This is a genomic window from Pseudomonas sp. KCJK9111 (assembly GCF_046231935.1).
GTDB lineage: Bacteria > Pseudomonadota > Gammaproteobacteria > Pseudomonadales > Pseudomonadaceae > Aquipseudomonas > Aquipseudomonas parafulva_B.
In genome coordinates, this window is the sequence record NZ_JBJJMO010000003.1 from 1 (window position 1) to 26,671 (window position 26,671).

Consider the following 26,671-nt stretch of genomic DNA (forward strand, 5'->3'; position numbering starts at 1 on the left):
ATGAGTTTGAGCATGATGCTGTGTCTATCAAACTCACTAAAACGCACAAGTTTAAGGCTGTGTCGTCTGTTTCAAAGTGTCATAAGTTAACTCAGCATATCGCAAAAGCAGACCAGCCAATCAACAACGTTGTTGCTGATAAATTTGTGATGATGGCTTTTGACGAGATGTTACAGCCTGACGACTTCTTCAAATTTCATGAAGTGCGAACAGAGTATAGAGTGTCTATCAGTCTTGTGAAAAACAGAAAGGTCATCAAAACAATCAAAGTGAATATGGGCTATTTAACGCTGATAACAACATCCAAGCAGTTTGACTATCAAGAGTGTGAAAGTCAGGAAAAGAAGGCCACAAGACCATCACTTTTTAACCCTGTGTATCGGGTCGATAACATAGAGTTCATGGCAACATTCAATGACAGCAAGAGCTATTATCGCGATGTAGTCGATATGCTCAAAATATAAAGAGTCTCGAAAGAGGCTTTTTTTGTGTCAATTTTCCGTTTTCCGTCCAGAGGATTAAAGGCCATGACGATTAGGCCCTTTTTCTGGCCTTTGCTTTTCATGCGAAGCATACCCCCAGATTGGCGAGCCACTGCACGCCCCAAGTTAGCCCGCTGGCGAGTGTTGCCAGTTATCCAAGCGGGTACAAGTCCCCGCTTGGATAACCGCCTTGATCAATTCGTTTGCTCTGCTTTCTGAGCCAGCAACGCTTGTACCTTCTGTGCGATTTCAGCGGGATTATTATTCCACTCTACATAGAGCTTGTCGTTCATCAAAAAATTGTTGCCCAGGATGGTTTCTTTGTCGCCATGGATCAGCGGCAGGAGCCGTTTGGTTCCACCCGAGATATCACCGTTCAGAACCGAGTTGATCTCTTGCTGTGGCCAAGCTTTACCAACTGATTTATCAGTCATCACTGCGATGACGTAACGCGATTTCAAAAGTGCCTTATTGATTGTCCCGATGAGGGAATCACCCCAGCCGATTTCTTTTGCATCATAAAATGCATGAATATTGAGCTTGTTTAGCTCGTTGTACAAAGGCTCGACAATTTCCGCTTTGTCTTCGGAGGCGTGACATAGGAATACGTCATACATCTGGTATTGCTCCTTAAGAGGCTTGATAAATTTTGGGGGGCTTGGATCATGCTTAGCCATTTTAAGGATAAGCTTTACGTATGTTGGATCATCATTACCTTTCACCATCGCAAGGAATGATAATCTGCCGTAAATATTACGCTTTAGCTTGCTGCCGTCGCCAGTAAGCTCAGCATCCTCGACTTTTAACCCTAGAATATCGATGTAGTATTTTCTCTCAGCTTCAACTGGGTTATCTATCCAGTGGTGGATTGCGGTTCTGAGTTTGTGCTTGTATTCCGCCGGGACATTGACTTTTTTATTTGTAATCAGCCCTGTTACTTCTTGACGGCTGTATTTTGACTGGAGCCTGCTTTTTTTGTCATTGATTTCAAAGCTTGCTCGCGAGAAAATATTGGCAAGGTCTTCCCCGATGATCGTATTGCCCTCGCTAATGTGAGCAATCTCTCGCGGAAACACTCGTTTGGCTGAAATGGTAATGTCGTCAGCATATCGGGAGTACAATAGGCGATGGCTTCGAATATGTTTGATTATTCGGTTGTCCAGAGTGCTCGCGACAATGTTGGAGACAATAGGGGAGGTGGCGGCACCTTGAGGCAAGTAGTTATTGAAGCAACAAATTTGGGCTATGACAGTTGCTACGTCGGGGTGCATTTCAAATGGCTTTGCTATGAAAACGGCTCGGACACGCCCGAAATTAATAGATCCAAAAAAGTCTTTGATATCGACGTTTAAAACCCAATTGGATTTCTTGTGAAGGTTGGCATTTTCCAGTATGCCACGCTTCTTGATGAAGCCCTGAACACATGACTTAAATTCAACATTCTCTTCGAGAAGCTTGGCGAGATTTTGTTGAATTACCCTTAAGCCTTTTTGAGGGACATCAATTTTTCTGAAGCCGCCCCGTTTTTTGGGCATTTCAAATGATTGGTATTTTAGATCATCTGCTCGTTTATAGCAGATATAAAGGAGATGCCCTTTTTTCACTTCCAGCAGTTCGCATAATGAATCAATGGAACTGAGTTTTAAAATAGAGCGTGAAGGGGGATTAAGTAGCTTCAAGGCTTTCTCCGGCCTGACTGCTACCGGAGTAGTAAGTAGCACCCCCCGCCATTTACCTTACGCCTCGCGAGACTCATAACATTGCGAATCATTAGTCTCAACGTCACTCACAGTAGCATATGTCCTTACATTAACGATGATTGCAGTGGTTGCACTGCATAGTTAAAGCTTGGAGGGGTGCTTCGAGCTTTATGCCTGAAATGCGGTCGGATGGCAATAGGACATTAGTCGATAGGCTGCCAGCACGCCTATTCTTGTCTATACAAGCTGGATGATTTCCTATCTTTGGCCCTAGCTGGTGCTGATACGCATCGTTGGCAGGAAGGACACGACCGGGCCAACCCACCCGCTCTAGCGGACGTGGTCGGGGATTTGGGCAGGAAAAATGAGAAAACGAAGTGAAAAAGGTAGATTTTTTGGATAGAAAAAGGGGTAGAAATTTCTTTCTACCCCTTCTCTAAGTCCTTGATTTACAAGGAAAATGATGGTGCCCCGAGGGAGACTCGAACTCCCACTCCTTTCGAAAACGGATTTTGAATCCGCCGCGTCTACCAATTCCGCCATCAGGGCGTGGCGCGCAGTATAGAGAGGTGCCGTCGGTCGGTCAATCGTCTTTCATGGTCAATTTTCATTCCTTGGGCTAAACTTCCCGGCCCTGCCGAACCGAACATCATCATGCGCGTTGCCGATTTCTCCTTCGAACTTCCCGATTCCCTGATCGCCCGCCATCCATTGGCCGAGCGCCATGGCAGCCGCCTGCTGGTGCTCGATGGGCCAAGCGGTGCACTCGAGCACCGGCAATTCCCCGACCTGCTCGGCTACCTGCGCCCTGGCGACCTGATGGTGTTCAACAACACCCGGGTCATTCCGGCCCGGCTGTTCGGCCAGAAGGCGTCCGGGGGCAAGCTTGAAATGCTGGTCGAGCGTGTGCTCGACAGCCATCGCGTGCTGGCTCACGTGCGTGCGAGCAAGGCGCCCAAAGTGGGCGCGGTCATTCTGGTGGACGGTGGTGGTGAAGCTGAAATGGTCGCGCGCCATGACACCTTGTTCGAGCTGCGTTTCACCGAAGAGGTGTTGCCGTTGCTCGACCGGGTTGGTCACATGCCGCTGCCGCCCTACATCGATCGCCCTGACGAAGGCGCCGACCGGGAGCGCTACCAGACGGTCTACGCCGAAAAGGCAGGTGCTGTCGCCGCCCCCACGGCGGGCCTGCATTTCGACGAAGCGCTGCTCGAGCAGATCGCCGCCAAGGGGGTAGAGCGGGCGTTCGTCACGCTCCACGTGGGGGCCGGCACATTCCAGCCAGTACGGGTCGACAAGATCGAAGACCACCACATGCACAAGGAATGGCTCGAAGTGAGCCAGGCTGTGGTCGACGCCATCGAGGCCTGCCGCGCCCGTGGCGGGCGTGTGATCGCCGTGGGCACCACCAGTGTGCGGTCGCTCGAAAGCGCTGCCCGTGATGGCCAGCTCAAGCCCTTCAGCGGTGACACCGATATCTTCATCTACCCCGGTCGCCCGTTCCACGTGGTCGATGCGCTGGTCACCAACTTCCACCTGCCCGAGTCCACGCTGCTGATGCTGGTCTCGGCCTTCGCCGGTTACCCCGAGACCATGGCTGCCTACGCGGCGGCGGTCGAGCAGGGGTACCGCTTCTTCAGTTACGGTGATGCCATGTTCATCACCCGCAATCCGGCGCCTCGCGGCCCCGAGGAGCAAGCATGAGTCGCACCTGCCGAATGTCCTTCGAACTGCTGGCCACCGACGGCAAGGCCCGTCGTGGCCGCATCACCTTCCCCCGTGGCACGGTCGAAACCCCGGCGTTCATGCCGGTGGGCACCTATGGCACGGTCAAGGGCATGTTGCCCCGTGACATTGAGGCCATTGGCGCCGAGATGATCCTGGGCAATACCTTCCACCTGTGGCTGCGCCCAGGCACCGAGGTAATCAAGAAGCACAACGGCCTGCACGATTTCATGCAGTGGAAAGGCCCGATTCTTACCGATTCCGGTGGCTTCCAGGTCTTCAGCCTGGGCGCCATGCGCAAGATCAAGGAAGAAGGCGTGACCTTCGCCTCTCCCGTGGACGGCTCCAAGGTGTTCATGGGCCCGGAGGAATCCATGCAGGTGCAACGCGACCTGGGCTCGGACGTGGTGATGATCTTCGACGAGTGCACCCCGTACCCTGCCGAGCACGACATCGCCCGTACCTCCATGGAGCTGTCGCTGCGCTGGGCCCAGCGCTCGAAGAACGCCCATGGCGACAACACCGCCGCGCTGTTCGGCATCGTTCAGGGCGGCATGTACCAGGACCTGCGCATGCGCTCGCTGGAGGGGCTCGAGAACATCGGCTTCGACGGCCTGGCCATTGGCGGTCTGTCGGTGGGTGAGCCCAAGCACGAGATGATCAAGGTGCTGGACTACTTGCCAGGGCAAATGCCGGCTGACAAACCTCGTTACCTTATGGGGGTAGGCAAACCGGAGGATCTCGTTGAGGGTGTGCGCCGCGGCGTCGACATGTTCGACTGCGTGATGCCTACGCGCAATGCGCGCAACGGCCACCTGTTCGTCGACACGGGGGTGATCAAGATCCGCAACGCGTTCCATCGCCATGATGAATCGCCACTGGATCCGACCTGTGATTGCTACACCTGCAGCAACTTCTCCCGCGCCTATCTGCATCACCTGGACAAGTGCGGCGAAATGCTCAGCAGCATGTTGAATACCATCCATAACTTGCGCCATTACCAGCGCTTGATGGCCGGTTTACGCGAGGCTATTCAACAAGGTAAATTGGCCGCCTTCGTCGACGCCTTCTACGCCAAGCGCGGGCTTGTTGTACCGCCCTTGGACTGACTGTCTGCATCCATTATTAAAATATTTGCATTAGGAGTGCACCCATGAGCTTCTTGATCCCCGCCGCATACGCGGACGCTGCAGCCCCTGCCGCCGGCCCCGCCGGTACTGGTTTCGAGTGGATTTTCCTGGTTGGTTTCCTGGTCATCTTCTACCTGATGATCTGGCGTCCACAGGCCAAGCGCGCCAAAGAGCAGAAGAACCTGCTGGGCAACTTGCAAAAAGGTGACGAAGTTGTCACCAACGGCGGTATCGCCGGCAAGATCGTCAAAGTGGCCGATGATTTCGTGGTGCTGGAAGTGTCCGACACTGTCGAGCTGAAGTTCCAGAAGGGCGCCATTGCCGCGACCCTGCCAAAAGGTACGCTCAAGGCTATCTGAGTTACCGGTTTCATTTTTCCAGTCGGGGCGCGCAACGCGCCCCGCGTCTTGAACGGGCGGCGTGATGCTGAACAAATACCCTCTGTGGAAATACGCACTGATCCTGCTGGTACTGGCGATCGGTTTCATTTATTCCGCTCCCAACCTCTACCCGGATGACCCGGCCGTGCAGATCAGCGGTGCCAGCTCGGCGCTGCAGGTCAACCAGGCCGATCTCGATCGCGTCAGCAAGGCGCTGGTCGATGCGAACATCGCAGTCAAAGGCGTGAGCCTGGGTGAGAAGGGCAGTGGCCTGATTCGTCTGACCAATCAGGAAGACCAGCTGCCCGCCAAGGATGTGGTGCGCAAGGCGCTGGGCGATGACTATGTCGTGGCGCTGAACCTGGCACAAACCACCCCGCAGTGGTTGCGCAATCTGGGCGCCAGCCCCATGAAGCTGGGCCTGGACCTGTCTGGTGGCGTGCACTTCCTGCTGGAAGTGGACATGGACAAGGCCATGAGCGCCCGCATGAAAGTCTACGAAGGCGAGGTCAAGACCTTGCTGCGCAAGGAGCGGGTCCGCTACCGCAGCCTGCCGCAGCAGGACGGCGGCATCATGCTCGGCTTTGCTGACAATGCTACACGCGAACAGGCACGCGCCCTGATCCGCAAGAATTTCAACGATTTCGACCTGACCACCACCGAGCGCAACGACCTCGCCGTGCTGCGTCTGGCGCTGTCTCAGGCGAAAGTGGCCGAGATTCGCGAATACTCGATCAAGCAGAACCTCACCACCGTGCGCAACCGTGTCAACGAGTTGGGCGTCGCCGAGCCGCTGGTGCAGCGCCAGGGCGCCAACCGCATCGTGGTCGAGCTGCCGGGTGTGCAGGACACTGCCGAAGCCAAGCGTATCCTGGGCAAGACGGCGAACCTGGAGTTCCGTTTCGGTGCCGAGCCGGGCGCGTCCAAAGCCACCACCGAAGTGTTCGAGTTCCGTGAAGGGGGGCGTTCGGCGCCCGTCGAGCGTGGCCTGATCATCACCGGTGACCAGGTGACCGACGCCCAGGCCAGTTTCGATGAGCATGGCCGCCCGCAAGTGAACATTCGTCTGGACGGGCATGGCGGCGAACTGATGAGCCGCGCTACCCGCAGCAACGTCGGTCGCAGCATGGCGGTGATCTTCATCGAGCAGAAGCCTGTCACGCGCTACGTGAAGCAGACGGTCGACGGTGTCGAGAAGGACGTTGCGGTCCAGAGCTTCCAGGAAGAGAAGAAGATCATCAGCCTGGCGACCATCCAGTCGCCGCTGGGTAGCCAGTTCCGTATCACGGGGCTGAACGGCCAGGGCGAATCGTCCGAGCTGGCTTTGCTGCTGCGTGCTGGTGGCCTGGCCGCACCGATGTACTTTGCCGAAGAGCGTACCATCGGCCCAAGCCTGGGTGCCGACAACATCACCAAGGGCATCGACGCCTCGCTGTGGGGTATGCTGTTCGTCTCGTTGTTCATCATTGCCATCTACCGCGGCTTCGGTGTCATAGCCACCATCGCCCTGGCGGGTAACATGGTGCTGCTGCTGGCCCTGATGTCGTTGCTTGGCGCCACCCTTACCCTGCCGGGTATTGCCGGTATCGTGCTGACCATGGGTATGGCGGTGGACGCCAACGTACTGATCTTCTCGCGTATCCGCGAAGAGCTCAAAGCCGGCATGTCGGTGCAGCGCGCCATCCATGAAGGTTTCAACCGCGCCTATACCGCGATCATCGACGCCAACCTGACCAGCCTGCTGGTCGGCGGTATCCTGTTCGCCATGGGTACCGGCCCGGTCAAGGGCTTTGCGGTCACCATGTCCCTCGGGATTTTCACCTCGATGTTCACCGCCGTCATGGTGACCCGCGCAATGGTCAACCTGACCTGTGGCGGGCGTGACATCAAGAAGCTGTGGGTTTGAGGGAGCTGCGATGAAAACCATCAATTTCATGGGCGTACGCAATGTCGCCTTCGGCGTCACCGTACTGCTCACCGTGCTGGCCCTGTTCAGCTGGTGGCAAAAGGGCCTGAACTTTGGCCTGGACTTCACCGGCGGCACGTTGATCGAGCTGACCTATGAGCGCCCGGCCGATCTCAAGGCGGTGCGGGCCGAGCTGGTCGAGTCGGGTTTCCACGAGGCGGTGGTGCAGAGCTTCGGTGCCACCACCGACCTGCTCGTGCGCATGCCGGGTGACGACCCGCAGCTGGGCAACAAGGTAGCCGCGGCCCTGCAGAAGGCAGGCGGTGACAACCCTGCCACCGTCAAGCGTGTCGAGTTCGTCGGCCCGCAGGTGGGTGAAGAGCTGCGTGACCAGGGCGGCATGGGCATGCTCCTGGCGCTGGGTGGCATCCTTATCTACCTGGCGTTCCGCTTCCAGTGGAAATTCGCTGTGGGGGCCATCATCTCGCTGATCCACGACGTGATCGTGACCCTGGGCATTCTGTCGTTCTTCCAGATCACCTTCGACCTGACGGTGCTGGCGGCGGTGCTGGCCATTATCGGCTACTCGCTCAACGACACCATTGTCGTGTTCGACCGGGTGCGCGAGAACTTCCGGGTCATGCGCAAGGCGTCTCTGATCGAAAACATCAACGTCTCCACCACCCAGACGTTGCTGCGTACCGTGGCGACTTCGGTGTCCACCTTGCTGGCCATTGCCGCCTTGCTGTTCTTCGGCGGTGACAACCTGTTTGGCTTCTCGCTGGCACTGTTCATCGGCGTCATGGCCGGTACCTACTCGTCGATCTATATCGCCAACGTGGTGCTGATCTGGCTCAACCTGAACAGCGAAGACCTGATTCCGCCGGCCAAGACCGAGGGTGTGGACGACCGTCCATGACCCACTGATGCTCCGCTTGGCGGACGAAAGGGCGCGAGTGTTGAACTCGCGCCCTTTTTTTTGCTCCAAGGCAAGGAGAAAGCGGGCCAAGTCCCGTATGTACGATCAGGAGGTTCACGTGAATAAATCAATGCTGGTGGGTGCGGTGCTAGGTGCTGTCGGTGTCACTGCCGGAGGTGCTGTGGCGACCTACAGCTTGGTGAACAAAGGGCCTGAGTATGCTCAGGTCACCGACGTGCAGCCGATCAAGCAGCAGGTCAAGACCCCGCGCGAAGTGTGCAAGGACGTGACCGTTACTCGCCAGGCGCCAGTCAAGGATCAGCATCAAATCGCCGGCACCGTGGTCGGCGCGCTGGCCGGTGGCCTGTTGGGCAACCAGATCGGCGGCGGCACTGGCAAGAAAATCGCGACCGTGGCCGGTGCGGTGGGTGGTGGTTATGCGGGCAACAAGGTGCAGGAGGGCATGCAGCAGCGTGACACCTATACCACGACCCAGACCCGCTGCAACACGGTCAATGACGTCAGTGAAAAAGTGGTGGGCTACAACGTCAAGTACACCATCGGCGATCAGGTCGGCCAGGTGAAAATGAATCGTGAGCCAGGGCCCACCATTCCAGTGGACAAAAATGGCAAGCTGATTCTCAGCGACGCGGGTCAGTGATCTTGCTGCCGGCGTTGGCCCTGTGCTGGCGCCACTGATGCATGGCTGGCAGGCATAAAAAAAGCACCCCGAGGGGTGCTTTTGTTTTCCTGCGTCAAACGTTCAACGCTTCATGCTTTCTGGCAGGTGCGGTTGGATGGCAGTCAGTACTGCCTTGAAGCACTTGATGTTGCCGGCGACGATGTGGCCTTTGTCGAGGAAGTCATGGCCGCCATTGAAGTCGCTCACCAGGCCGCCCGCTTCCTGAATCAGGAGCACGCCTGCGGCCATGTCCCATTCGGAAAGGCCCGACTCCCAGAATGCATCGAAACGGCCTGCAGCAACATAGGCCAGGTCCAGGCTCGCCGAGCCAGCGCGGCGGATGCCGGCGGTCTGGCCGATCAGGCTACGGAACATGCCCAGGTAGTTGTCCAGGTCGGCCATCTGGTTGTCCCGGAACGGGAAGCCGGTGCCCAGCAGGGCACCGTCCAGGCTGGTACGCGAGCTGACGCGCAGGCGGCGACCATTGAGCTGGGCGCCACGGCCACGGCTGGCGGTGAATTCTTCCTGGCGAACCGGGTCGACGATCACGGCGTGTTCGAGGCGGCCACGGTACTTGCAGGCGATGCTGACGGCGAAGTGCGGAATGCCGCGCAGGAAGTTGGTGGTGCCGTCCAGCGGGTCGATGACCCACAGGTAGTCCTTGCCTTCTTCGCCGGAGCCGGCGTGCAGGCCGGTTTCCTCGCCCAGGATGGAGTGGTTCGGGTAGGCCTTGCGCAGAGCATTGACGATGCTCTGTTCGGCGGCGCGATCGACTTCGGAAACGTAGTCCTTGGCCTCTTTCTCATCGACCTTGATGCTATCCAGGCGTTCGATGGAGCGGAAGATCAGTTCACTGGCGCTGCGAGCGGCGCGCAGGGCGATATTCAGCATAGGCTGCATGGGCGGGTCACCTGGAGATGTTAAAGAAGAAAGCCGAACATTCTATCAGAAAAATAGGGCGGCAGAAGTGCGCATTCGCGTGCGTGGCGTTACGCCTGTCGGTTCTGTAAGATTCCAGGCCCTGATTTCCGCCACTGTGAGCACGAGACCTTGCTGCAGAATATTCGTGTCGTGCTGGTCAATACCAGCCACCCCGGCAATATCGGCGGCGCTGCGCGCGCCATGAAGAACATGGGCTTGTCGCGTCTGGTGCTGGTGCAGCCAAGGCAGTTTCCTGCCGAAGAGGCCAGTGCTCGCGCCTCCGGCGCGGACGATGTGCTCAATGACGCCATCGTTGTCGACAGCCTGGAGCAGGCGTTGGTCGGCTGCAACCTGGTAATGGGCACCAGCGCACGCGAGCGCAGCATCCCATGGCCGCTCATCGGCCCTCGGGAGTGCGGCGACAAGGCAGTGCAGCACGCCGCCGGGGGCGAGCAGATCGCCCTGGTGTTCGGGCGCGAGCATGCCGGGCTGACCAACGAAGAGCTGCAGCGATGTCACTTCCATGTGCATATTCCGTCCAACCCGGACTTCAGTTCGCTGAACCTGGCCGCAGCCGTTCAGGTGCTTGCCTATGAAGTGCGCATGGCCAGCCTTGCGACCGACCGCTCGCCGGCCCAGGTCGAGAAGCCCGACGCCGATGCCTTGGCGACCATGGATGAGATGGAGCTGTTCTACGACCACCTGGAGAAAACCCTGGTTGGCATTGGTTTCCTTGACCCCGACAAGCCCAAGCACCTGATGCCGCGTCTTCGCCGGCTATACGGTCGGGTGGCAGTGGAGCGCACGGAAATGAGCATTTTGCGCGGCATTCTTACCGAGACCCAGAAGGTGGTTCGGGGTGAGCCGCATAAACGGAAGGACTGACAGATGCTGGAACGTCTGCGTGAAGATATTCAAAGTGTATTCCACCGTGACCCGGCGGCGCGCAACGCTTTCGAGGTGCTGACCTGCTACCCCGGCATGCATGCCATCTGGCTGCACCGGTTGGGCAATGCCCTGTGGCGAAGGGATTTCAAGTGGCTGGCACGCTTGGTGTCCAACTTCGGTCGCTGGTTGACCGGTATCGAGATTCACCCGGGCGCCACCATCGGTCGCCGGTTCTTCATCGACCACGGTATGGGCATCGTCATTGGCGAAACCGCCGAGATTGGTGACGACGTCACGCTCTACCAAGGCGTAACGCTGGGCGGCACCAGCTGGAATAAAGGCAAGCGCCACCCAACGCTCGAAGACGGCGTGGTGGTCGGGGCAGGGGCGAAGGTGCTGGGGCCATTCACCGTGGGCGCGGGGGCCAAGATCGGTTCCAACGCGGTCGTGACCAAGGCCGTGCCCGCCGGTGCGACGGCTGTCGGCATCCCCGGGCGCATCATCGTCAAGGACGAGCAGGGCGATGTCGAGGCACGGCGCAAGGCCATGGCCGAGAAGATCGGTTTCGATGCCTACGGGGTCAGTGGCGATATGCCTGACCCGGTCGCCCGCGCCATTGGCCAGATGCTCGATCACCTGCAGGCCGTCGATGAGCGCCTGGAGGGTATGTGCGGGGCGCTCACGCGAATGGGCAGCGATTACTGTGCCAAGGAGCTTCCTGCGCTGCCAGAGGATGACTTCACCGAACAGGCGCAGTTGGCCAAGCGCGACATCCAGCCGCATTGATCCCGCCGCGCCAGGCGCGGTGTCTGGCACAGGGGCGTGTGTTATCGCCCCCGTGTCTGCTACAATCGCGGCCGCCTCCCCTCATGCAAACCCGACTAAGGCACTAGGTCTAATAGTTGACTTAAATGCTCGGGAATCGCATACTTGCACACATCCCGTAACTCCCGTGGTACCCAATAGCCATGCGACTGACTACCAAAGGCCGATACGCCGTGACTGCCATGCTCGACCTGGCGTTGCACGCGCAGCATGGGCCGGTGTCTTTGGCCGACATCTCCGAGCGCCAGGGCATATCCCTTTCCTATCTGGAACAGCTGTTCGCCAAGCTGCGCCGCAGCAGCCTGGTTTCCAGTGTTCGCGGCCCCGGTGGCGGCTACCAGCTGTCGCGCGGCATGGAAACCATCCAGGTCGCCCAGGTCATCGACGCGGTCAACGAATCGGTCGATGCCACCCGCTGCCAAGGGCTCGGGGACTGCCATGCCGGTGATACCTGCCTGACCCACCACCTGTGGTGCGACCTCAGTCAGCAGATCCACGAGTTCCTCAGTGGCATCAGTCTGGCCGACCTCGTCATGCGCCGCGAGGTGCAGGAAGTCGCCCAGCGCCAGGACCTGCGTCGCGTCGCCGGTCTGTCTGCCCCGCTGGACAAGATTGAGACGTCCGCCGTCGATTGATCCTTCGGGACGACGAGCGACGCCACCGCCTGATAGGAGAGAAAAATGAAGTTGCCGATCTACCTCGATTACTCCGCGACCACCCCGGTCGATCCACGCGTAGCCCAGAAGATGGCCGAGTGCCTGACGGCCGACGGTAACTTCGGTAACCCGGCTTCGCGTTCCCATGTGTTTGGCTGGAAGGCCGAGGAAGCGGTCGAGAACGGTCGCCGCCAGGTCGCCGAGCTGATCAATGCCGACCCGCGCGAAATCGTCTGGACCAGCGGTGCCACCGAGTCCGACAACCTGGCCCTGAAGGGTGTTGCGCACTTCTATCAGACCAAGGGCAAGCACATCATCACCTCCAAGATCGAGCACAAGGCGGTACTCGATACCGCTCGCCAGCTCGAGCGTGAGGGGTTCGAGGTCACCTACCTGGAACCGGGCGAAGATGGCATCGTCACCCCGGCCATGGTCGAGGCGGTCCTGCGTGACGACACCATCCTGGTGTCGCTGATGCACGTGAACAACGAAGTCGGCTCGATCAACGACATCGCCGCCATCGGTGAACTGACCCGTTCGCGCGGCGTGCTGTTCCATGTCGATGCCGCTCAGTCTGCCGGCAAGGTCGAAATCGACCTGCAGAAGCTCAAGGTCGACCTGATGTCGTTCTCCGCGCACAAGGTCTACGGCCCCAAGGGGATTGGCGCGCTCTATGTCAGCCGCAAGCCGCGGGTACGCCTTGAGGCAGCCATGCACGGCGGTGGTCATGAGCGCGGCATGCGTTCGGGTACGCTGCCGACTCACCAGATTGTCGGCATGGGCGAGGCATTCGCCATTGCCAAGCAGGACATGGCGGCTGAAAACGCACGCATCAAGGCCTTGAGCGACCGCTTCTTCAAGCAGGTCTCCAGCCTCGAAGAGCTGTACGTCAACGGTAGCCTGACTGCTCGCGTGCCGCACAACCTGAACCTGAGCTTCAACTATGTCGAGGGCGAATCGCTGCTGATGTCGCTCAAGGACATCGCCGTCTCGTCCGGCTCGGCGTGCACCTCCGCCTCGCTCGAGCCGTCCTACGTGCTGCGTGCACTGGGCCGTAACGACGAGCTGGCACACAGCTCCATCCGCTTCTCCTTCGGCCGCTTCACCACTGAAGAAGAAGTTGACTACGCCGCGCAGAAAGTCTGCGAGGCCGTGAACAAGCTGCGTGAACTGTCCCCACTCTGGGACATGTACAAAGACGGCGTCGACATCTCCAAGATCGAGTGGGCCGCCCACTAAGCAGTCGCCGGCAAGAGCGGCTCCCTGATGAGGAAGGAATTGCACCATGGCATACAGTGAAAAGGTCATCGACCACTACGAAAACCCGCGCAACGTCGGCAAGATGAATGCCGAGGACCCGGATGTCGGCACCGGCATGGTCGGCGCACCGGCGTGTGGCGACGTGATGCGCCTGCAGATCAAGGTCAACGAGCAGGGCGTGATCGAAGACGCCAAGTTCAAGACCTACGGCTGCGGTTCGGCCATCGCTTCCAGCTCCCTGGCCACCGAGTGGATGAAGGGCAAGACTCTGGACGAAGCCGAGACCATCAAGAACACGCAGCTGGCTGAAGAACTGGCGTTGCCGCCGGTCAAGATCCACTGCTCGGTACTCGCCGAAGATGCCATCAAGGCTGCTGTTCGCGATTACAAGCAGAAGAAAGGCTTGATCTAACGTCGCCCGTTGCAAGGTAAGGAGTTCTCATGGCTATCAGCATGACAGAAGCCGCCGCCAACCATGTGCGGCGTTCCCTGGAAGGGCGTGGCAAGGGTGAAGGCATTCGCCTTGGCGTACGCACCACCGGTTGCTCGGGCCTGGCCTACGTGCTGGAGTTCGTCGACGAGCTGGCTGGCGAGGATCAGGTGTTCGAGAACCATGGCGTCAAGGTGATCATCGATCCCAAGAGCCTGGTCTATCTTGACGGCACCGAGCTGGACTTCGTCAAGGAAGGGTTGAACGAAGGGTTCAAGTTCAACAACCCCAACGTGCGCGGTGAGTGTGGCTGCGGCGAAAGCTTCAACGTCTGAGGCAGGCCGTGGGTACTCCTTGTCATTTTGCACTGTTCGACCTGCAGCCGAGTTTTCGACTGGACCTGGAGATGCTGGCCACTCGCTACCGCGAGCTGGCCCGCGAAGTCCATCCTGATCGGTTTGCCGACGCCTCCGAGCGCGAGCAACGCTCCGCGCTGGAGAAATCCGCTGCCCTCAACGACGCCTACCAGACGCTGCGCAGTGCGCCACGCCGTGCGCGCTACTTGTTGGCGATCGGTGGCCACGAAGTGCCGCAGGAGGTCACGGTCCATGACCCGGATTTCCTGCTGCAGCAGATGCAGTGGCGTGAAGAGCTCGAAGACCTCCAGGACGAAGCCGACCTCGATGGCGTGGCCGTGTTCAAGAAGCGCCTGAAGGCTGCTCAGGACACGCTTAACGAGGATTTCGCCGCCTGCTGGGATGTTGCCGACGCGCGTGAACAGGCCGAACGCCTGATGCGCCGCATGCAATTCCTCGACAAGCTCGCCCAAGAAGTGCGCCAACTGGAAGAGCGCCTCGACGATTAACCCGGTGCTGCCCGTGATGGCACCTAAGGTATTCAGATAAGCATGGCCCTATTGCAGATTGCCGAACCCGGTCAAACGCCCCAGCCCCATGAGCGCCGCCTGGCGGTAGGGATTGACCTGGGCACCACCAACTCCCTGGTTGCTGCACTGCGCAGTGGCGTCAGCGAGCCCCTGCCCGATGCGCAAGGTAATGTGATTCTGCCTTCGGCGGTGCGTTACCTCGAAGCTGGTGGCAGCGACGTCGGGCAAGCAGCGCGTGACGCCGCCTCCAGCGATCCGCTGAACACCGTGCTGTCGGTCAAGCGCCTGATGGGCCGCGGCCTGGCCGACGTCAAGCAGTTGGGCGAGCAGTTGCCCTACCGCTTCGTCGGTGGCGAATCGCACATGCCCTTCATCGACACGGTACAGGGCCCCAAGAGCCCGGTGCAGGTGTCGGCAGACATCCTCAAGGTGCTGCGCGAGCGCGCCGAAGCCACGTTGGGAGGTGAACTGGTAGGTGCGGTGATCACCGTTCCAGCCTATTTCGACGACGCCCAGCGCCAAGCCACCAAGGATGCGGCACGCCTGGCTGGCCTGAACGTCCTGCGTCTGCTCAACGAACCCACTGCTGCCGCCGTGGCCTATGGCCTTGACCAGAACGCCGAGGGCGTGGTCGCCATCTACGACCTGGGTGGCGGTACCTTCGATATCTCCATCCTGCGCCTGACGGCGGGGGTGTTCGAGGTGCTGGCCACCGGCGGCGATACCGCCCTGGGTGGCGATGACTTCGACCACGCCATTGCAGGCTGGATCATCGAGCAGGCGGGCCTGTCCTCCGACCTCGATCCGGCTACCCAGCGTGCGCTGCTGCAGACCGCTTGCGCCGCCAAGGAAGCGTTGACCGATGCCGAGGTGGTGAGCGTCACCCATGGCGCATGGCAGGGTGAGCTCACCCGTGCCGGTTTCGATGCGATGATCGAGCCGCTGGTGGCGCGCAGCCTCAAGGCCTGCCGCCGTGCCGTGCGTGACAGCGGTGTCGAGCTCGAGGAAGTGAGCGCCGTGGTCATGGTAGGTGGCTCCACGCGCGTGCCTCGGGTTCGCGATGCCGTCGGTGGCCTGTTCGGTCGTAGCCCGCTGACCTCCATCGACCCCGATCAGGTCGTGGCCATCGGTGCCGCGATCCAGGCCGATACCCTGGCCGGCAATCGTCGCGAAGGCGGCGAGCTGTTGCTGCTCGATGTGATTCCACTGTCGCTGGGCCTTGAGACCATGGGCGGGCTCATGGAGAAAGTGATCCCGCGCAACACCACCATCCCGGTGGCGCGCGCTCAGGAATTCACCACCTACAAAGACGGCCAGTCGGCCATGATGATCCATGTGCTGCAGGGCGAGCGCGAACTGATCAGCGATTGCCGGTCACTGGCGCGCTTTGAACTGCGCGGCATCCCGGCCATGGTGGCAGGGGCGGCGAAAATTCGCGTCACCTTCCAGGTCGATGCCGACGGCCTGCTCAGCGTCGCTGCCCGCGAACTGGCATCAGGCGTGGAAGCCAGCATTCAGGTCAAGCCGTCCTACGGCCTGACCGATGGCGAAATCGCGCGCATGCTCAAGGACTCCTTCGAGCATGCCGGTACCGACAAGCAGGCCCGCCAGTTGCGAGAGCACCAGGTGGACGCCGAGCGGCTGCTTGAAGCGGTGCAGGGCGCTCTGGACGCCGACGGTCAGCGCTTGCTCAGCGAAGAAGAGCGCCAGGCCATTGAATTCCAGATGCAAGAACTACGTGATTTGCTGGCGGGCACCGATGGCGCTGCCATCGAGCAACAGACCAAGCGTCTGTCGCAGGTGACCGACGCATTTGCCGCCCGACGCCTTGATTCGACGGTCAAAGCCGCACTGGCCGGGCGCAACCTGAATGAGATCGAGGAGTAATCGATGCCGCTGGTGACATTCCTGCCGCATGAGAAGTTCTGCCCGGACGGGCTGACCGTTGACGTGCCTGCCGGCACCAACATCCTGGAGCTGGCCCACGACCATCACATCGAGATGGAGAGCGCCTGCGGCGGTGTGAAGGCTTGCACTACGTGCCACTGCATCGTGCGCAAGGGCTTCGATTCCCTCGAAGAAGCCGACGAGCTCGAAGAAGACATGCTGGACAAGGCGTGGGGCCTGGAAGCGCAGTCACGCCTGGGTTGCCAGGTGGTGGTAGCCGATCAGGACCTCACCATCGAGATCCCCAAGTATTCGCTCAACCACGCTGCCGAAGCGCCGCACTGAGGTCCTGGACATGAGTCTGAAATGGATTGATGTACTTGATATCGCCATCGAGCTTGCAGAAAGCAAGCCGGACGTCGATCCTCGCTATGTGAATTTCGTCGATTTGCACCGCTGGGTGGTGGCATTGCCTGGTTTCAGCGACGATCCGTCGCGCGCCGGCGAGAAGGTGCTCGAGGCCATCCAGGCGGCCTGGATCGACGAAGCCGACTGAACACGTACCGCAGGTTAGGCAATCCCCTGGAACCCGCGTATAATTCGCGGGTTTAATTTTTCGTAACACTCATATTCTGGAGTTTTCCATGGCTGTTCAACGTACTTTCTCCATCATCAAGCCTGACGCCGTTGCCAAGAACGTCATCGGCAAGATCACCACCCGCTTCGAAGAAGCCGGCCTGAAAATCGTTGCCTCGAAAATCAAGCAACTGTCCAAGGCCGAGGCCGAAGGCTTCTACGCCGAGCACAGCGAGCGCGGCTTCTTCGGTGACCTGGTTGCCTTCATGACTTCCGGTCCGGTTGTCGTTCAGGTCCTGGAAGGCGAGAACGCCATTGCCAAGAACCGTGAGCTGATGGGCGCTACCAACCCTAAAGAAGCAGCTGCCGGCACCATCCGCGCCGACTTCGCCGAGTCCATCGACGCCAACGCCGTTCACGGTTCGGACTCCGAAGCTGCTGCCGCTCGCGAAATCGCTTACTTCTTCGCTGCTACCGAGGTAACCACTCGCTAAGCGAAAGCTTACGGGTGAGGGTGAATCCATGACGACATCGACTGACAAAATCAACCTGCTGGGTTTGACCCTGCAGGAAATGGAACAATTCTTCGATTCCATCGGAGAGAAGCGCTTCCGCGCCGGTCAGGTGATGAAATGGATTCACCACTTTGGCGTCGATGATTTCGCCGCCATGACGAACGTCGGCAAGGTCTTGCGTGAAAAGCTCGAGGCCGTTGCCGAAATTCGCCCGCCGGAAGTGGTCAGCGAAGACATTTCCGCAGACGGCACCCGCAAATGGGTGATCCGCGTTGCCTCTGGCAGCTGCGTCGAAACCGTCTACATTCCCACCGACGATCGCGGCACCCTGTGCGTGTCGTCGCAAGCCGGTTGTGCCCTGGACTGCAGCTTCTGCTCCACCGGTAAACAAGGCTTCAACAGCAACCTCACCGCCGCCGAAGTGATCGGCCAGGTGTGGCTTGCGAACAAATCCTTCGGGACCGTGCCTGCCAAGATCGACCGCGCCATCACCAACGTGGTCATGATGGGCATGGGCGAACCCCTGCTCAATTTCGACAATGTCATCGCCGCCATGAAGATCATGATGGAAGATCTGGGCTATGGCATCTCCAAGCGTCGCGTCACCCTGTCCACCTCGGGTGTCGTGCCGATGATCGACGAGCTGGCCAAGCACATCGATGTGTCCCTGGCCTTGTCGTTGCATGCACCCAATGACGAGCTGCGCAACAAGCTGGTACCGATCAACAAGAAGTACCCGCTCAAGATGCTGCTCGACTCGTGCATGGGTTACATGGCGACCCTGGGTGGCAAGCGTGTGCTCACCATCGAGTACACCCTGCTCAAGGACGTCAACGACCAGCCCGAGCATGCGGCGCAGATGATCGAACTGCTGCGCGACGTGCCGTGCAAGATCAACCTGATTCCATTCAACCCGTTCCCGCACTCCGGTTACGAGCGCCCCAGCAACAACGCCATTCGTCGTTTCCAGGACCTGCTCCACCACGGCGGCTACAACGTGACGACGCGCACCACCCGCGGTGATGACATCGATGCAGCCTGCGGCCAGCTGGTGGGGCAGGTCAACGACCGCACCCGGCGCAGCGAACGTTACATCGCCGTCCGGCAGCTGTCGGCAGACGCCGAGCGGCCGGACAGCCCGGCCGCCCACTGACCGGAACTGGCCTATGAACCTGCGCGCTGCGCTGCCGATCCTTGCGCTTTCGCTGCTCGCCGGCTGCATGTCGGGTGGGGGCAGCGATGCACAGGTGGCTGAACAGCGCAGGGTCGAGGCCGGGCGCGCTTATGTGCAACTGGGGCTGGGCTACCTGCAACAGGGGATGCTGGGCCAGGCCAAGGCGCCCTTGGCAAAGGCATTGGCGCTGGATGGCAACGATGCCGACGCGCATGCAGCCTTGGCGTTGGTCTATCAGGCCGAAGGCGAGCCTGCGCTGGCGGAGCGTCATTTCAAGCAGGCGCTCGGGGCGGGCACCAGCACCACGCGAATTCGCAACAATTACGGCAGTTTCCTTTATGCTCAAGGGCGGTTTGCCGAAGCGCAGCAGATGTTTCGCGTTGCCAGCGCCGATACCCTGTATCCTGAGCGTTCACGGGTTTATGAAAACCTTGGCCTGACAGCCTTGAGGCTCGGCCAGCGCGATCAGGCTCACGCCTATTTGCAAAAAGCATTGCAGCTTAACCAGCGACAACCACAAGCGTTGCTGGAAATGGCTGAGTTGTCCTACGAAAACAGGCATTATGTGCCGGCCCGGGATTACTACGATCGTTTCAGCCGGTTGAGTGGCCACGATGCCCGGAGCCTGCTGCTGGGTAGCCGCCTTGCCAAGGTGTTCGATGAGCAAGGCACGGTGGCCGAGTTGGGGCAGCAATTACAACGACTTTATCCCGGTACGCCGGAATATCAGCAATACCTGTCGGAGCAACGATGAACGCCGCGCATCCCGAAGTAGCTGTAGCGCCTGGCCAGAACCCTGGTGAGCTGTTGCGCCTGGCCCGTGAGAAACGGGACTGGTCCCAAGCCGAGGTGGCCCGCAAGCTCAACCTTACTGTCAGCTCGCTCAACCATGTGGAAACCGGCGCCTTCGACAAGCTGCCCGGGCATACCTTCGCCCGAGGCTACATCCGCGCCTACGCCAAGTTGATGGAGCTGGACCAGGCCGCCCTGGTCGAAGCCTTCGATCGCTACACCGGCACTCACGCCAAAGGCAGCGACGTCCATTCGCTGGGGCGTATCGAAGAGCCTTCACGGTTGTCCCACAATATCCTGCGCGGGGTCAGCCTGTTGTTGCTGCTGGCTGTGGTGGGTGGCGGTTTCGTCTGGTGGCAGGACCAGGGCAGCATGCGCGGCAAGGACCTCTCTAGCGTTGCCCTTGAGCATGTTGAGGTCGAAAGCGCCGACGGCACCACCCAGATTCACCCGCTTGACGAACCCGAAGACCAAGCCGTCTCTGCCGCCCAGCAACCTGAAAGCGCCCCCCTGCCGCTGGCCCAGAGCGCCGACGAGCAGCAGGCTGCAAGTACCAGTCAGGCACCGGCGGCCGACACGCCTGCCGCTGGGTCGGCTCCGGTCACTGGTACCGCAACGCCTCAGCCGGCTCCGGTGCCGGCCACTGCTACCCCTGTTGTCAGCGCGCCGACGGCAGCCACACCTGCGACAAGTGCAGACGCAGCCGAGCCCGCAGCTGCGCCAGCGGGCAGCGGCAAGGTCGCGATTGAGTTCGTCGCCGATTGCTGGACTCAGGTTTCCGATGGCAATGGCAAGGTGCTGTTCAGCGGCATCAAGCGCAAGGGGGACAACCTCGAGCTGACTGGCAAGGCGCCCTTTGCGCTCCGCCTGGGCTTTGCCCGTGGCGCCAAGGTCAGCTACAACGGCCAGTCCGTCGACGTTGCCCCGTTCACCAGTGGCGAAACCGCTCGCCTGAAGTTGGGACAGTAATTCATGCACGGCCAATCCCCGATCAAACGTCGCGAATCCCGCAAGATATGGGTCGGCAATGTGCCGGTGGGTGGTGATGCGCCCATTGCAGTGCAGAGCATGACCAACACCGATACCAATGATGTCGCCGCCACGGTGGGGCAGATCCAGCGTCTGGTCGATGCCGGTGTGGACATCGTTCGCGTCTCGGTACCTGACATGGACGCCGCCGAAGCCTTCGGCCGCATCAGGCAGCAGGTCAGTGTGCCGCTGGTCGCCGACATTCACTTCGACTACAAGATCGCCTTGCGCGTGGCCGAGCTGGGTGTGGACTGCCTGCGCATCAACCCCGGCAACATCGGTCGTGAAGACCGGGTCAGGGCCGTCGTGGACGCCGCTCGCGACCGCGGTATCCCGATCCGTATCGGGGTCAACGCAGGCTCACTGGAAAAGGACCTGCAGAAAAAGTACGGCGAGCCTACGCCTGCTGCCCTGGTCGAATCGGCGCTGCGTCATGTGGAGCACCTTGATCGCCTCGACTTCCAGGATTTCAAGGTGAGCGTCAAGGCGTCGGACGTGTTCATGGCCGTCGAAGCCTATCGCCTGTTGGCGCGGCAAATCGTGCAACCCCTGCACCTGGGGATCACCGAAGCCGGTGGCCTGCGTTCGGGTACGGTGAAATCTGCCGTTGGCCTAGGTATGCTGCTGGCCGAAGGCATTGGCGATACCATCCGCATTTCGCTGGCGGCAGACCCGGTGGAGGAGGTCAAGGTAGGCTATGACATCCTCAAGTCCCTGCATTTGCGTTCCCGAGGTATCAACTTCATCGCCTGCCCGAGCTGCTCGCGGCAGAATTTCGATGTGGTAAAAACCATGAACGAGCTCGAAGGGCGCCTCGAGGACCTGCTGGTACCGTTGGACGTGGCCGTCATCGGCTGTGTGGTCAATGGCCCGGGGGAGGCCAAGGAAGCGCATGTCGGCCTCACCGGTGGTACGCCCAACCTGGTCTACATCGACGGTAAACCTGCGCAGAAACTGACCAACGACAACCTGGTCGATGATCTCGAAAGGCTCATCCGACAGAAAGCGGCCGAGAAGGTCGAAGCCGACGCGGCACTGATCGCCCGTGGCTGATACACAGAATTCGTAAGGATCATTCGTGAGCAAATCGCTGCAAGCCATCCGTGGCATGAACGACATCCTGCCTGAGCAGTCGCCGTTGTGGCGCTATTTCGAAGGTACCGTTGCCGGCCTGCTGGACACCTACGGGTACAGCCAGATCCGCACGCCCATCGTGGAATTCACCGAGCTGTTCAAGCGCTCGATCGGTGAAGTGACCGATATCGTCGAAAAGGAGATGTACACCTTCGAGGACCGCAACGGTGACTCGCTCACGTTGCGTCCGGAAGGGACGGCGGCCTGCGTCCGCGCGGTGCTGGAGCACGGCATCACCGGTAATGGCCAGGTGCAGAAGCTGTGGTACATCGGGCAAATGTTCCGCCACGAGCGCCCCCAGAAGGGCCGCTACCGGCAATTCCACCAGATCGGTGTGGAGGTGTTCAACCTCGATGGCCCGGACATCGATGCCGAGTTGATCATGCTGACCTGGCGCCTGTGGGGCTTGCTGGGTATTCAGGATGCGGTCAAGCTCGAACTCAACAGCCTTGGCACCAGCCAAGCGCGCGCCCGCTACCGCGACGCGTTGGTGGAGTTTCTGTCCGCGCGCCTGGAGCAACTGGACGAAGACAGCCAGCGCCGCCTCAAGAGCAATCCGCTGCGCATCCTCGACAGCAAGGACACCAATACTCAGGCGGTGCTGGTCGATGCGCCTAAGCTCGAAGATTACCTGGACGAAGAATCCCGTGCGCACTTCGCAGGCCTGAAGGCCCGCCTGGACGCTGCCGGCATTCCGTTCGTGCTCAACACCAAGCTGGTGCGGGGGCTGGATTACTACAGCAAGACCGTCTTCGAGTGGGTCACCGACAAGCTAGGCGCCCAGGGCACCGTATGTGCCGGCGGCCGCTACGATGGGCTAGTGGAGCAAATGGGCGGCAAGCCCACCCCTGGCGTTGGCTTTGCCATGGGTATCGAGCGTCTGATTCTGCTGCTCGAAACCCTGGGCAAGGTACCGGACTCCATCAGCCGTCAGGTCGATGTCTACCTCTGCGCGTTTGGCGAGCAGGCCGAGTTGGCGGGCCTGCGACTGTCCGAAGCGGTGCGTGACCGTCTGCCCGGCCTGCGTCTGGCCGTGAATGCGGGCGGGGGCAGTTTCAAGAGCCAGTTCAAGAAAGCCGACAAGAGCGGCGCGCTGTTCGCCTTGATTCTTGGCGATGACGAGTTGGCCAAACAGGAAGTCGGCTTCAAACCCCTGCGTGGTCAGGGCGAACAACAGAACATTGCCTGGGATGCCCTTGCAGGGCACCTGGAAACCGCGATCGCACACGCGTAACGCGGTTCAACGAGCGAATAGGCGAAAAGGAGTATTGGGGTGTCGAGTACCGATGATGATGACCTGGCAGGGGTCAAGGACTGGTGGAACCGTAACGGCAAGCCGCTGCTGACCGGTGCGCTGCTCGCCGGCGTGGTGGTGCTGGGGTGGAACACCTGGCACAAGTACCAGAACAACCAGTCGCAAGGTGCCTCGCAGCTGTATCAGGCGCTGTTGGAAACCAGCCTCACGCCTACGGGTCAGCCGGACGCCACCCGGGTTGCGGAGCTGGCCGGCAAGCTCAAGAGCGAGTTCGGCGGCACGGCCTATGCCCAGTACGGCAGCCTGTTCGTGGCCAAGGTAGCGGTCGAGAGCGGCAAGCTCGACGATGCCGCTGGCGAGCTCAAGGCTATTGTGGACAAGCCAGCAGACGCCACCCTTGGCGAGATCGCACGCCAGCGTCTGGCCCGTGTGCTGGCTGCCCAGAACAAGGCCGAGGATGCCCTCAAGTTGCTGGATGGGGATGCCGAGAAAGCCTTCCTCGCCAGTCGCGAGGAGTTGAAAGGGGACCTGCTGGTACAGCTGGGCCGCGCTGCTGACGCGCACGGTGCCTACGAAAAGGCCAAGGCTGCGTTGTCCGACGAGGCGGCAGTGGGTGGCTTGCAGTTGAAGCTCGATGATCTGGCCAGAGGGGACGCGTAAGTGATCGGTTGGAAACAAGCAGCAGTGCTGACCTTGGCGGTATTGGCCGCAGGGTGCAGCAGCAACAGCAAGAAGGAACTGCCTCCTGCCGAACTGATCAAGTTCACCGAGGAAGTGGTGCTCAAGAAGCAGTGGAGCCGCTCCATCGGTGATGGCCAGGGTGAAACTTACAATACCCTCGTGCCCGCCATCGAGAATGACCGGATCTATGCCTCCGACGTCACTGGGGATGTCTATGCCCTGGACCGCATCACGGGCAACGTGGTGTGGAACAAGGACCTTGACCTGCCGGTTTCCGGCGCGGTTGGCGTAGGCTACGGCCTGGTGATGCTCGGCACCCTCAAGGGTGAAGTGATCGCCCTGGATTCGAGCACCGGCGAGGAGCGCTGGCGCGCCCGCGTGACCAGCGAAGTACTGGCGCCTCCGGCCAACAACGGTGATGTGGTGGTGGTGCAGACCCAGGACGATCGCCTGATCGGGCTGGATGCCGCCACCGGTGACCGTCGCTGGATCTATGAAAGCACCCCGGCGGTACTGACCCTTCGCGGCACCGGCGCGCCGATCGTGACCAACCGCCTGGCAGTCGCGGGCCTTTCCACCGGCAAGGTCGTGGCAGTCGACATCAGCAATGGCGTACCTGTATGGGAAAGCCGTGTGGCGATCCCGCAGGGCCGTTCGGAGCTTGAGCGTGTCGTCGACATCGACGGCGGCCTGCTGCTTTCTGGTGGTACCCTGTACGTCAGCACGTACCAGGGGCGCGTTGCGGGCCTGGACCTGGAAAGCGGCCGCGTGCTCTGGCAGCGCGATGCCTCCAGCTACGTAGGGGTCGCCCAGGGCTTTGGCAACGTCTACGTGAGTGAAGCCTCGGGTACCGTGGAAAGCGTCGATGAGCGATCCTCCAGCGCCTTGTGGTCCAACGATGCCATGGCCCGTCGCCAGCTGACCGCCCCCGAGGTGTACAGCAGCTACGTGGCAGTAGGCGACTTCGAAGGCTACCTGCACCTGCTCAGCCAGGTCGACGGTCGCTTCGTTGGCCGTGAGCGTGTCGACAGCAGTGGCCTGCGCGCACGGCCACTGGTGGTTGGGGACACCATCTATGTCTTCGGCAACAGCGGCAAGCTCGAGGCACTGACCATCCGCTGAAGCTATGCTTGAAGCCGTGCGGCTTCAGGCTGCGGCGTAGGACACGCCGCCCGAACTCCGGCCGCTGCCTTGCAGCGGCCTTTGTATTTTCAAGAATTCAAGAGTGGAGAGCCGAATGGTTCCCGTAATCGCCCTGGTGGGCCGCCCGAACGTCGGCAAATCCACCATGTTCAACCGCCTGACCAAGACCCGCGATGCCATCGTGGGTGACCTGTCGGGCCTGACCCGTGATCGCCAGTACGGTGATGCCAGCTGGCAGGGTCGCTCCTTCATCCTCATCGACACCGGTGGCATCACCGGTGATGAAGTAGGCATGGACGAAAAAATGGCCGAGCAGTCGCTCATGGCCATCGAAGAAGCCGACTATGTGCTGTTCCTGGTCGACGCCCGTGCAGGCATGACGGCGGCAGACCAGATGATTGCCGAGCACCTGCGCAAGCGCAACAAGGCGGCGATCCTGGTCGCCAACAAGATCGACAACATCGACGCTGACGTAGCCCGTGCCGAGTTCTCGCCGATGGGCATGGGTAATGCTATTCCGGTGGCAGGCTCCCAGGGTCGAGGTATCAATGCGTTGATGGAGGCCGTACTCGGCCACTTGCCGCGCGATGCCGAAGAAGAAGCCCTGGACCAGGATGTCGCCGAAGGCGAAGAGGCCGTTCGCATCCCTGGCCCAAGCGAAAAAGATGGCATCAAGATTGCCATCATTGGTCGCCCCAACGTCGGCAAGTCGACCCTGGTCAACCGCATGCTCGGTGAAGAGCGTGTGGTGGTCTACGACGAGCCGGGTACCACCCGCGACAGTATCTACATCCCGTTCGAGCGTGATGGTGACAAGTACACCTTCATCGACACCGCCGGTGTGCGCAAGCGCGGCAAGATCCACGAGGAAGTCGAAAAGTTCTCGGTGGTCAAGACGCTGCAGGCGATCAAGGACGCCAACGTGGTGATCTTCGTCATGGATGCTCGCGAAGGTGTGGTCGATCATGACCTGAACCTGCTGGGCTTTGCCCTGGAAGCTGGCCGCGCCATCGTCATCGCCCTGAACAAGTGGGATGGCATGGAGCCGGGTGAGCGTGCCTATGTGAAGACCGAACTTGAGCGCCGGCTGTTCTTCGTTGACTTCGCCGATATCCACTTCATTTCGGCCCTGCACGGCACCGGCGTGGGCAACCTGTACAAGTCGGTGCAGGCCGCATTCACCTCAGCCGTGACCCGCTGGCCGACCAGCCGTCTGACGCAGATCCTCGAAGACGCCGTCAGCGAGCACCAGCCGCCGCTGGTCAACGGCCGTCGCATCAAACTGCGTTATGCGCACCTCGGTGGGGCCAACCCGCCGCTGATCGTGATCCACGGCAACCAGACCGACAGCATTCCCAAGTCGTACTCGCGTTACCTGGAAAACACTTACCGTCGCGTGCTCAAGCTGGTCGGCACGCCGATTCGCATCGAGTACAAGGGCGGTGAGAACCCGTACGAGGGCAAGAAGAACACTCTCACAGACCGGCAGGTCAACAAGAAGCGTCGCTTGATGTCGCATCACAAGAAGGCTGAGAAGAAACGTCGCGATAAGCGATAGGCGCCTGCTGGGCGCGTCACGCTGACCGTTCCATGCTTCGCCCCCCGTGCCGCGCGTCTCCAGCGCCGCACCCTGTTTCCTGTTTCCTGTTTCCTCACGAGTACGGCCATGCCGCCAAGCTCGGGAGGAAACATTGA

The 26,671-nt window shown here is 60.2% G+C and carries 28 protein-coding genes and 1 tRNA gene; 26 read left to right on the forward strand and 3 right to left on the reverse strand.

Going from position 1 to position 26,671, the window contains the following annotated elements:
• Positions 1–464 (forward strand): hypothetical protein (locus ACK59L_RS01910; RefSeq protein WP_409271545.1); only part of this gene is annotated, 464 nt, incomplete at its 5' end.
• Positions 465–676: 212 nt separating this feature from the next.
• Here the strand turns inward: ACK59L_RS01910 and ACK59L_RS01915 are convergent.
• Both ACK59L_RS01915 and ACK59L_RS01920 read right to left on the reverse strand, forming a co-directional pair.
• Positions 677–2,161, reverse strand: a complete 1,485-nt coding sequence (locus tag ACK59L_RS01915) for a TIR domain-containing anti-phage reverse transcriptase (RefSeq protein ID WP_409271547.1) — start codon at positions 2,159–2,161, stop codon at positions 677–679.
• A 485-nt stretch (positions 2,162–2,646) separates the two neighbouring features.
• Positions 2,647–2,731, reverse strand: a tRNA-Leu gene (locus ACK59L_RS01920).
• Between the two features lie 105 nt (positions 2,732–2,836).
• Here ACK59L_RS01920 and queA point away from each other — a divergent pair.
• The 6 genes from queA to ACK59L_RS01950 all read left to right on the forward strand — a co-directional run bounded on the left by queA (position 2,837) and on the right by ACK59L_RS01950 (position 8,903).
• The gene (queA, locus tag ACK59L_RS01925; protein ID WP_196136132.1) at positions 2,837–3,886 is read left to right on the forward strand and encodes a tRNA preQ1(34) S-adenosylmethionine ribosyltransferase-isomerase QueA; all 1,050 of its coding nucleotides are present in this window, start codon (positions 2,837–2,839) and stop codon (positions 3,884–3,886) included.
• Between the two features lie 14 nt (positions 3,887–3,900).
• Positions 3,901–5,016, forward strand: coding sequence for a tRNA guanosine(34) transglycosylase Tgt (gene tgt, locus ACK59L_RS01930; RefSeq protein WP_167339778.1), 1,116 nt, complete (start codon positions 3,901–3,903; stop codon positions 5,014–5,016).
• A 44-nt stretch (positions 5,017–5,060) separates the two neighbouring features.
• Complete coding sequence (gene yajC / locus ACK59L_RS01935) at positions 5,061–5,396, forward strand: preprotein translocase subunit YajC (protein ID WP_023533309.1); 336 nt, start codon at positions 5,061–5,063, stop codon at positions 5,394–5,396.
• Between the two features lie 64 nt (positions 5,397–5,460).
• Complete coding sequence (gene secD, locus ACK59L_RS01940; RefSeq protein WP_027913681.1) at positions 5,461–7,323, forward strand: protein translocase subunit SecD; 1,863 nt, start codon at positions 5,461–5,463, stop codon at positions 7,321–7,323.
• 10 nt (positions 7,324–7,333) lie between these two features.
• Positions 7,334–8,242: a protein translocase subunit SecF gene (secF, locus tag ACK59L_RS01945; RefSeq protein ID WP_058637451.1), complete on the forward strand. Its 909-nt coding sequence runs from the start codon at positions 7,334–7,336 to the stop codon at positions 8,240–8,242.
• Between the two features lie 118 nt (positions 8,243–8,360).
• The gene (locus tag ACK59L_RS01950) at positions 8,361–8,903 is read left to right on the forward strand and encodes a glycine zipper 2TM domain-containing protein (protein WP_058604497.1); all 543 of its coding nucleotides are present in this window, start codon (positions 8,361–8,363) and stop codon (positions 8,901–8,903) included.
• A gap of 102 nt (positions 8,904–9,005) precedes the next feature.
• Here the strand turns inward: ACK59L_RS01950 and suhB are convergent, their stop codons facing one another.
• A complete protein-coding gene (gene suhB, locus ACK59L_RS01955; RefSeq protein ID WP_058604358.1) occupies positions 9,006–9,824 on the reverse strand; it encodes an inositol-phosphate phosphatase in 819 nt (272 codons plus the stop codon).
• Between the two features lie 150 nt (positions 9,825–9,974).
• Here suhB and trmJ point away from each other — a divergent pair, with 150 nt between their 5' ends.
• The 19 genes from trmJ (at position 9,975) to der (ending at position 26,534) form a co-directional block, all read left to right on the forward strand.
• On the forward strand, positions 9,975–10,730 hold the full coding sequence (gene trmJ, locus ACK59L_RS01960) for a tRNA (cytosine(32)/uridine(32)-2'-O)-methyltransferase TrmJ (RefSeq protein WP_409271552.1): 756 nt from the start codon (positions 9,975–9,977) through the stop codon (positions 10,728–10,730).
• A gap of 3 nt (positions 10,731–10,733) precedes the next feature.
• Positions 10,734–11,519, forward strand: a complete 786-nt coding sequence (gene cysE, locus ACK59L_RS01965; RefSeq protein ID WP_023533458.1) for a serine O-acetyltransferase — start codon at positions 10,734–10,736, stop codon at positions 11,517–11,519.
• A gap of 182 nt (positions 11,520–11,701) precedes the next feature.
• Positions 11,702–12,193 carry a Fe-S cluster assembly transcriptional regulator IscR gene (gene iscR, locus ACK59L_RS01970; RefSeq protein WP_023533322.1) on the forward strand — a complete coding sequence of 164 codons (492 nt, stop codon included), beginning with the start codon at positions 11,702–11,704 and terminating at the stop codon, positions 12,191–12,193.
• 45 nt (positions 12,194–12,238) lie between these two features.
• Positions 12,239–13,453, forward strand: coding sequence for an IscS subfamily cysteine desulfurase (locus ACK59L_RS01975; protein ID WP_058637453.1), 1,215 nt, complete (start codon positions 12,239–12,241; stop codon positions 13,451–13,453).
• Positions 13,454–13,499: 46 nt separating this feature from the next.
• Positions 13,500–13,886, forward strand: coding sequence for a Fe-S cluster assembly scaffold IscU (gene iscU, locus ACK59L_RS01980; RefSeq protein ID WP_003248539.1), 387 nt, complete (start codon positions 13,500–13,502; stop codon positions 13,884–13,886).
• A 29-nt stretch (positions 13,887–13,915) separates the two neighbouring features.
• A complete protein-coding gene (iscA, locus tag ACK59L_RS01985) occupies positions 13,916–14,239 on the forward strand; it encodes an iron-sulfur cluster assembly protein IscA (protein WP_023533425.1) in 324 nt (107 codons plus the stop codon).
• A gap of 8 nt (positions 14,240–14,247) precedes the next feature.
• Complete coding sequence (gene hscB / locus ACK59L_RS01990) at positions 14,248–14,769, forward strand: co-chaperone HscB (protein ID WP_027913687.1); 522 nt, start codon at positions 14,248–14,250, stop codon at positions 14,767–14,769.
• Positions 14,770–14,811: 42 nt separating this feature from the next.
• A complete protein-coding gene (gene hscA / locus ACK59L_RS01995) occupies positions 14,812–16,677 on the forward strand; it encodes a Fe-S protein assembly chaperone HscA (RefSeq protein ID WP_409271555.1) in 1,866 nt (621 codons plus the stop codon).
• A gap of 3 nt (positions 16,678–16,680) precedes the next feature.
• Complete coding sequence (gene fdx / locus ACK59L_RS02000; protein ID WP_078479079.1) at positions 16,681–17,022, forward strand: ISC system 2Fe-2S type ferredoxin; 342 nt, start codon at positions 16,681–16,683, stop codon at positions 17,020–17,022.
• Positions 17,023–17,032: 10 nt separating this feature from the next.
• On the forward strand, positions 17,033–17,233 hold the full coding sequence (gene iscX, locus ACK59L_RS02005; RefSeq protein ID WP_023533289.1) for a Fe-S cluster assembly protein IscX: 201 nt from the start codon (positions 17,033–17,035) through the stop codon (positions 17,231–17,233).
• Between the two features lie 88 nt (positions 17,234–17,321).
• Entirely contained in the window at positions 17,322–17,747 is a 426-nt protein-coding gene (gene ndk / locus ACK59L_RS02010; RefSeq protein ID WP_023533373.1) for a nucleoside-diphosphate kinase, read from the forward strand.
• 28 nt (positions 17,748–17,775) lie between these two features.
• Entirely contained in the window at positions 17,776–18,921 is a 1,146-nt protein-coding gene (rlmN, locus tag ACK59L_RS02015; protein ID WP_023533387.1) for a 23S rRNA (adenine(2503)-C(2))-methyltransferase RlmN, read from the forward strand.
• Between the two features lie 13 nt (positions 18,922–18,934).
• Entirely contained in the window at positions 18,935–19,696 is a 762-nt protein-coding gene (gene pilW / locus ACK59L_RS02020) for a type IV pilus biogenesis/stability protein PilW (RefSeq protein ID WP_409271559.1), read from the forward strand.
• Complete coding sequence (locus tag ACK59L_RS02025) at positions 19,693–20,703, forward strand: RodZ family helix-turn-helix domain-containing protein (protein WP_196136137.1); 1,011 nt, start codon at positions 19,693–19,695, stop codon at positions 20,701–20,703. Before pilW ends, ACK59L_RS02025 begins: the two co-directional genes overlap by 4 nt.
• 3 nt (positions 20,704–20,706) lie before the next feature.
• The gene (ispG, locus tag ACK59L_RS02030) at positions 20,707–21,816 is read left to right on the forward strand and encodes a flavodoxin-dependent (E)-4-hydroxy-3-methylbut-2-enyl-diphosphate synthase (protein ID WP_409271562.1); all 1,110 of its coding nucleotides are present in this window, start codon (positions 20,707–20,709) and stop codon (positions 21,814–21,816) included.
• Between the two features lie 25 nt (positions 21,817–21,841).
• A complete protein-coding gene (gene hisS, locus ACK59L_RS02035) occupies positions 21,842–23,131 on the forward strand; it encodes a histidine--tRNA ligase (protein WP_058604368.1) in 1,290 nt (429 codons plus the stop codon).
• Positions 23,132–23,170: 39 nt separating this feature from the next.
• The gene (locus tag ACK59L_RS02040) at positions 23,171–23,812 is read left to right on the forward strand and encodes a tetratricopeptide repeat protein (RefSeq protein WP_058604369.1); all 642 of its coding nucleotides are present in this window, start codon (positions 23,171–23,173) and stop codon (positions 23,810–23,812) included.
• Entirely contained in the window at positions 23,813–24,955 is a 1,143-nt protein-coding gene (gene bamB / locus ACK59L_RS02045) for an outer membrane protein assembly factor BamB (protein WP_409271565.1), read from the forward strand.
• Between the two features lie 115 nt (positions 24,956–25,070).
• Positions 25,071–26,534, forward strand: a complete 1,464-nt coding sequence (gene der, locus ACK59L_RS02050) for a ribosome biogenesis GTPase Der (protein ID WP_023533412.1) — start codon at positions 25,071–25,073, stop codon at positions 26,532–26,534.
• Positions 26,535–26,671 lie beyond the last annotated feature (137 nt).